The sequence below is a fragment of the uncultured Amaricoccus sp. genome (genome assembly GCF_937858865.1).
GTDB lineage: Bacteria > Pseudomonadota > Alphaproteobacteria > Rhodobacterales > Rhodobacteraceae > Amaricoccus.
On record NZ_CALLYO010000094.1, the window covers coordinates 1 to 5,232 of the forward strand.

Genomic DNA, 5,232 nt, shown 5'->3' on the forward strand with positions numbered 1-5,232 from the left:
CCTAGGCGTCAGTCGTGCAACTTGCGGGCGATCGGCGGGCCGATCGCGAGCGCCTCGAAGCGGGCGCGGAAGCCGGCCCGCTCCGGGGAGCAGGCCATGAGGCCGGCCGCGGCGGCGCCGGCCGGGAAGGGGGCGAGGCGGGCCATGCGCCAGGGGCCGCCGTCGAGCGCGTACTGCACCCGCACCGCGTCGCCGTGGCGGGTGAGCCGCGCCGCCACCTCGGTGGCGGGCGTCGCCTGCGGCAGCGGGATCACCGACCAGTCGGAGCGCGGGCCGGTGACGACGGTGCTGAAGTGCATCGCGCCGTCGGTATATTCGATGCCGGTCTTGATCCAGCTCTCCGCGTCCCGGCGCAGCATGAGGCCGGCCTGGTCGTAGAGCGCCTGGTAGGCGCCGCGGAAGCGGGCGGAGAGGGTGAAGTCGCCCTCGACCGGGGCCAGCCAGGCGTGGCCGCTGTCGCGGAAAAAGCCGTAGAAGGTGTCGCGCCAGAAGTCGGTGGCGGCGCCGGTCTCGAGCTCGAGCGCATCGGCATCGCCCGACCAGCGCGGCGGCGGGTTCAGCCAGTCGAAGCTCGTCGCCACCCTTCCCTCCCCGGCCGCGCCGGCCCTGCCTAGCACGGCGGGCGGGGCGGCGGCCAGACGGCCGCGTCCGGCGCGGGGCCTCTCAGAGCCGGCCGCCGCATTCCATCAGCGCCCGCCGCACCTCGACGCGGTCGACGCCGATGTCGCGCATGATCTCGTCGCACTGGAGCAGGCGGCGGTACTCGTGGCGCGCCCTGGCGCGGCCCATCGCGGCCGAGACGGCCGCCGCGAGGCGCCGGGCGAGGGTGCCGCGGGTCCAGGTCGGGGAACCGGCGCTGGCGGTGAGAATGGCGGTCATGGCTCTCTCTCCTTGCTCGGGCCGCGGGGAGCGTCCCCGGGCGATGGGAGAAGCATGGCCGATTCGCCGCCCCGACCCCTGTGCCCGCCGTCACAGGCGCCGCGCGCCATCCGCTTGTCGGCGCGAGCGGCGGGTGCTCTATTGCGACGAACGCCGCCCCGAGCGGTACCACCGGGAGAAAGCGCCATGAACGCTCCGCTGCGCGAGCCGAGCTTCCGCGAGTCAGTCGACCTCATGTTCAACCGCGCGGTGCGGCTGATGGATCTCTCCCCCGGGCTCGAGGAGAAGATCCGCGTCTGCAACTCGACCTACACCGTCCGCTTCGGGGTGCGGCTCAGGGGCGCGATCCACACCTTCACCGGCTACCGCTCGGTGCATTCGGAGCATATGGAGCCGGTCAAGGGCGGCATCCGCTACGCGATGAGCGTGCACCAGGACGAGGTCGAGGCGCTGGCGGCGCTGATGACCTACAAATGCTCGCTGGTCGAGGTGCCGTTCGGCGGCTCGAAGGGCGGGCTCCGGATCGACCCGCGCGAGTGGAACGAGCACGAGCTCGAGCAGATCACCCGCCGCTTCACCTACGAGCTCGCCAAGCGCGACCTGATCAACCCGAGCCAGAACGTCCCCGCCCCCGACATGGGCACCGGCGAGCGCGAGATGGCCTGGATGGCCGACCAATACCGGCGGATGAACACCACCGACATCAACGCCTCGGCCTGCGTCACCGGCAAGCCGCTCAACTCGGGCGGCATCGCCGGCCGCGTCGAGGCCACCGGGCGCGGCGTCCAGTACGCGCTGCGCGAGTTCTTCCGGCATGCGGAGGACGTGAAGCGGGCGCGGCTCTCGGGCGGGCTCGAGGGCAAGCGGGTGATCGTCCAGGGCCTCGGCAACGTCGGCTACCATGCCGCCAAGTTCCTCTCCGAGGAGGACGGGGCGAAGATCGTCGGCGTCATCGAGCGCGACGGCGCGGTGGTGAACGACAAGGGCCTGCCGATCGAGTTCCTCAAGACCCACCTCGCCGCCCACGGCGGGGTCAAGGACTTCCCGCGCGGAACCCATGTCGAGGACGGCGCGTCGGTCCTCGAGCAGGAGTGCGACATCCTGATCCCGGCCGCGATGGAGTCGGTCATCAACCTCGGCAACGCCGGCCGCATCAGGGCGCCGCTCATCGTCGAGGCGGCCAACGGCCCGATCACCGCCGGCGCCGACGACATCCTGCGCCAGAAGGGCACGGTCATCATCCCGGATCTCTACGCCAACGCCGGCGGCGTGACGGTCAGCTACTTCGAGTGGGTGAAGAACCTCAGCCACATCCGCTTCGGCCGGATGCAGCGCCGCCAGGAGGAGGCGCAGAACGCGCTCCTCGTCCACGAGCTCGACCGGCTGCTGAAGGAATCGTCGACGAACCACGGCCTGACCGAGAAGTTCAAGCAGCAGTACGTCCGCGGCGCCGGCGAGCTCGAGCTGGTCCGCTCCGGCCTCGACGACACCATGCGCACCGCCTACCAGTCGATGCGCGAGGTCTGGCACAGCCGCAAGGAGGTCGAGGACCTGCGCGTCGCCGCCTATCTCGTCTCGATCGAGCGCGTGGCGGCGAGTTACCGCTCGAAGGGCCTCTGACGCCGCACCCCGCGGCACCCCCGCGCGCGGCGGCTTGGCGGTCCGCGCCGAATGGTGTAGCGATCGTCCCAGAGGGGGCGACTCGTCCGGCGTGCCGGGCGGAGTCCGCTGCCGCGACCCGTCGCGGCAGCCGTGCCTGGGTGGCGCGTCCGTTCCCTTCTGGCAGACATGGTCCTGGAGGCGGGGGACATGGCAGCGATCGAGAGTGCCGGGCGGAGCTGGGACCAGCGGATCGACGGCGAGCTGGCCGGAATGCGCTGGACCGCCTCGACCGTCACCTACAGCTTCCCCGACGCACGCTCCGACTACGGCTATGCCACCTCGGGCTTCTCGCCGCTCCGCGCCGAGCAGGCATCGGCGATCCGCGCCATCCTCGAGGTCGGGGCCCCCGGGGCGAAGCCGGCCGCCGGGGCCTTCTCCGTCGAGGGCCTGACCGGGCTCGATCTCGCCTTCCTCGCCGGCGGCTCGGGCGCCGGGGTGCTGCGTCACGCCAACAGCAGCACGGCCGGGACCGCCTATACCTACTACCCGACGGTGTTCGAGCAGGGCGGCGACTCCTGGTACGGGGATTCCGGCACCCACCCCGTCGTCGGCAACTACCATTTCGCAATCCTGCTGCACGAGATCGGCCATGCGCTGGGGCTGAAGCACGGGCACGAGACGGACGTCTTCGGCGCCATCCCCGATGCGACCGACTCGATGGAATATTCGGTGATGACCTACCGGTCCTACGTGGGATCGGATGCGGCCTATCTCTACAACGAGACCGGCGGCTTCGCGCAGAGCTTCATGATGTACGACATCGCCGCCCTGCAGCATCTCTACGGCGCCGACTTCCACACCAATTCGGGCGATACCACCTATTCCTGGAAGCCGGGCTCGGGAAACACCCTCGTCAACGGCGCGGTCGGCATCGCCGCCGGGTGGAACCGCATCTTCGCCACCATCTGGGACGGCGGCGGCACCGACACCTACGACCTCTCGGCCTATCGCAAGGGGGTCGTCGTCGACCTCGCGCCCGGCGCCTGCTCGGTCTTCTCGCCGGACCAGTGCGCCGATCTCGGCGGCGGGCCGAACGGCGGCCATGCCCGCGGCAACATCTTCAACGCCCTGCCCTATCACGGCGACGCGCGCTCGCTGATCGAGAATGCCGTCGGCGGCAGCGGGAACGACCATCTCTCCGGCAACGCCGCGGCGAACCGCCTGAGCGGCGGCAGCGGCGCCGACGAACTCGCGGGCCGGGCGGGCGCCGACATGCTGCGCGGCGGCGCCGGCAACGACCGGCTGATCGGCGGCGCGGGGGCCGACACGCTGGTCGGCGGGGCGGGCAGCGACGTCTTCCGCTTCGCGTCCGGCGATTCGACGCGGGCGGCGCGCGACGTCATCGCCGCGGGCGACGGCGCCAGCGCCTTCCAGGGCGCGGGCGTGGCGTCCGGCGACCGGATCGACCTCTCCGCCATCGACGCCGACCTCGGCCGGGGCGGGGACCAGGCCTTCATCCTCGGCGGCACCGGCAAGGGGCACCTCTCGCTCGTCTCCTCGGGCAGCGACACCATCCTGCGCGGCAACGTCGACGGCGACGCGGCCTTCGAGTTCGAGCTCCGCATCGCCGACGCGGGCGTCTCGCACGCCGCCTACAAGGCGGTGGACTTCATCCTCTGATACTCACCGCCGGCGGATCAGGTATTCCTGCCAGCCGTCGCGCTCGGCCTGGGCGAGGAGGGCGTGGCCGGTCTCGTGGCAGAAGTGGGGGAAGTCGACGCGCGCGGCCGGGTCGTCGGCCAGCACCCGCAGCAGGGCGCCGGGGGCGAGGCCGGCGAGGCGCCTGCGCGCCCGCAGGACCGGCAGCGGGCAGAGCAGCCCGCGGGCGTCGAGCTCGGCGTCGATCGTCATGCCGCCAGCTAGCCGGGGCCGCGGCAGCCTGTCCACGGCAATGTGCGCCGGCCGCTGGTGACGGCGCCGGGGCCGCCGGCTAGGGTGGGCGGCCATGTTCGGAATCGATCTCTGGGACGCCTCGCTCGCCCCCGCGCTCCTCGTCGCGGCGGCGGCCGGCGTGCTGAGCTTCCTCTCGCCCTGCGTGCTGCCGATCGTGCCGCCCTATCTCGCCTTCATGGCCGGGGCCTCGCTCGACGAGGCGACCGGGGCGGCGGGCGGGCGGCAGCGGGCGCATCTGCTGCGCGCCGCCGCCTTCTTCGTCCTCGGGCTCTCCACCGTCTTCCTGCTGCTCGGGCTCGCCGCCTCGGCGCTCGGGCGGGTGCTGCTCGCCTGGCAGGAGCAGCTCACGCTCCTCGCCGGGGCGGTGATCGTCGTCTTCGGGCTGCACTTCCTCGGCGTCCTGCGCATCCCGCTGCTGGCGCGCGAGGCGCGCCTCGAGGCGCGCGGCGAGGCGGGCACCGCGCTCGGGGCCTATCTCTTCGGGCTCGCCTTCGCCTTCGGCTGGACGCCCTGCATCGGGCCGGTGCTCGGCGCCATCCTCTCGCTGGCGGTGCAGGGCGGCTCGACCGGCCGGGGACTCCTGCTGATGGCCGCCTATGCGCTCGGGCTCGGCATCCCCTTCCTGCTCACCGCGCTCTTCCTCGGCCGCGCCATCGGGCTCATGTCGGGGCTGAAGCGGCACATGGCGGCGGTCGAGCGGGCGACCGGCACGCTCCTCGTCGTCGTCGGGGGGCTGATGCTGACCGGGGCGTTCAGCGACCTCTCCTTCTGGCTGCTCGAGACCTTCCCGGCGCTCGG

The 5,232-nt window shown here is 72.4% G+C and carries 6 protein-coding genes; 3 read left to right on the forward strand and 3 right to left on the reverse strand.

What is annotated here, in order from left to right:
• Positions 1–8: 8 nt before the first annotated feature.
• Positions 9–581 (reverse strand): DUF1349 domain-containing protein, encoded by a 573-nt coding sequence (locus Q0112_RS02440; RefSeq protein ID WP_297970933.1) that lies wholly within the window; start codon positions 579–581, stop codon positions 9–11.
• 82 nt (positions 582–663) lie between these two features.
• Entirely contained in the window at positions 664–879 is a 216-nt protein-coding gene (locus tag Q0112_RS02445; RefSeq protein WP_297970936.1) for a hypothetical protein, read from the reverse strand.
• 186 nt (positions 880–1,065) lie between these two features.
• Between Q0112_RS02445 and Q0112_RS02450 the strand changes: the two genes are divergently transcribed.
• Together Q0112_RS02450 and Q0112_RS02455 are read left to right on the forward strand one after the other, a co-directional pair.
• Positions 1,066–2,499 carry a Glu/Leu/Phe/Val dehydrogenase gene (locus Q0112_RS02450; RefSeq protein ID WP_297970939.1) on the forward strand — a complete coding sequence of 478 codons (1,434 nt, stop codon included), beginning with the start codon at positions 1,066–1,068 and terminating at the stop codon, positions 2,497–2,499.
• A gap of 189 nt (positions 2,500–2,688) precedes the next feature.
• Positions 2,689–4,161, forward strand: a complete 1,473-nt coding sequence (locus tag Q0112_RS02455) for a M10 family metallopeptidase (RefSeq protein ID WP_297970942.1) — start codon at positions 2,689–2,691, stop codon at positions 4,159–4,161.
• 3 nt (positions 4,162–4,164) lie between these two features.
• Here the strand turns inward: Q0112_RS02455 and Q0112_RS02460 are convergent, their stop codons facing one another.
• Positions 4,165–4,392, reverse strand: coding sequence for a sulfurtransferase TusA family protein (locus tag Q0112_RS02460; RefSeq protein ID WP_297970944.1), 228 nt, complete (start codon positions 4,390–4,392; stop codon positions 4,165–4,167).
• 94 nt (positions 4,393–4,486) lie between these two features.
• Here Q0112_RS02460 and Q0112_RS02465 point away from each other — a divergent pair.
• Positions 4,487–5,232: cytochrome c biogenesis CcdA family protein (locus Q0112_RS02465; RefSeq protein ID WP_297970947.1), on the forward strand; the 746-nt coding region annotated here is incomplete at its 3' end.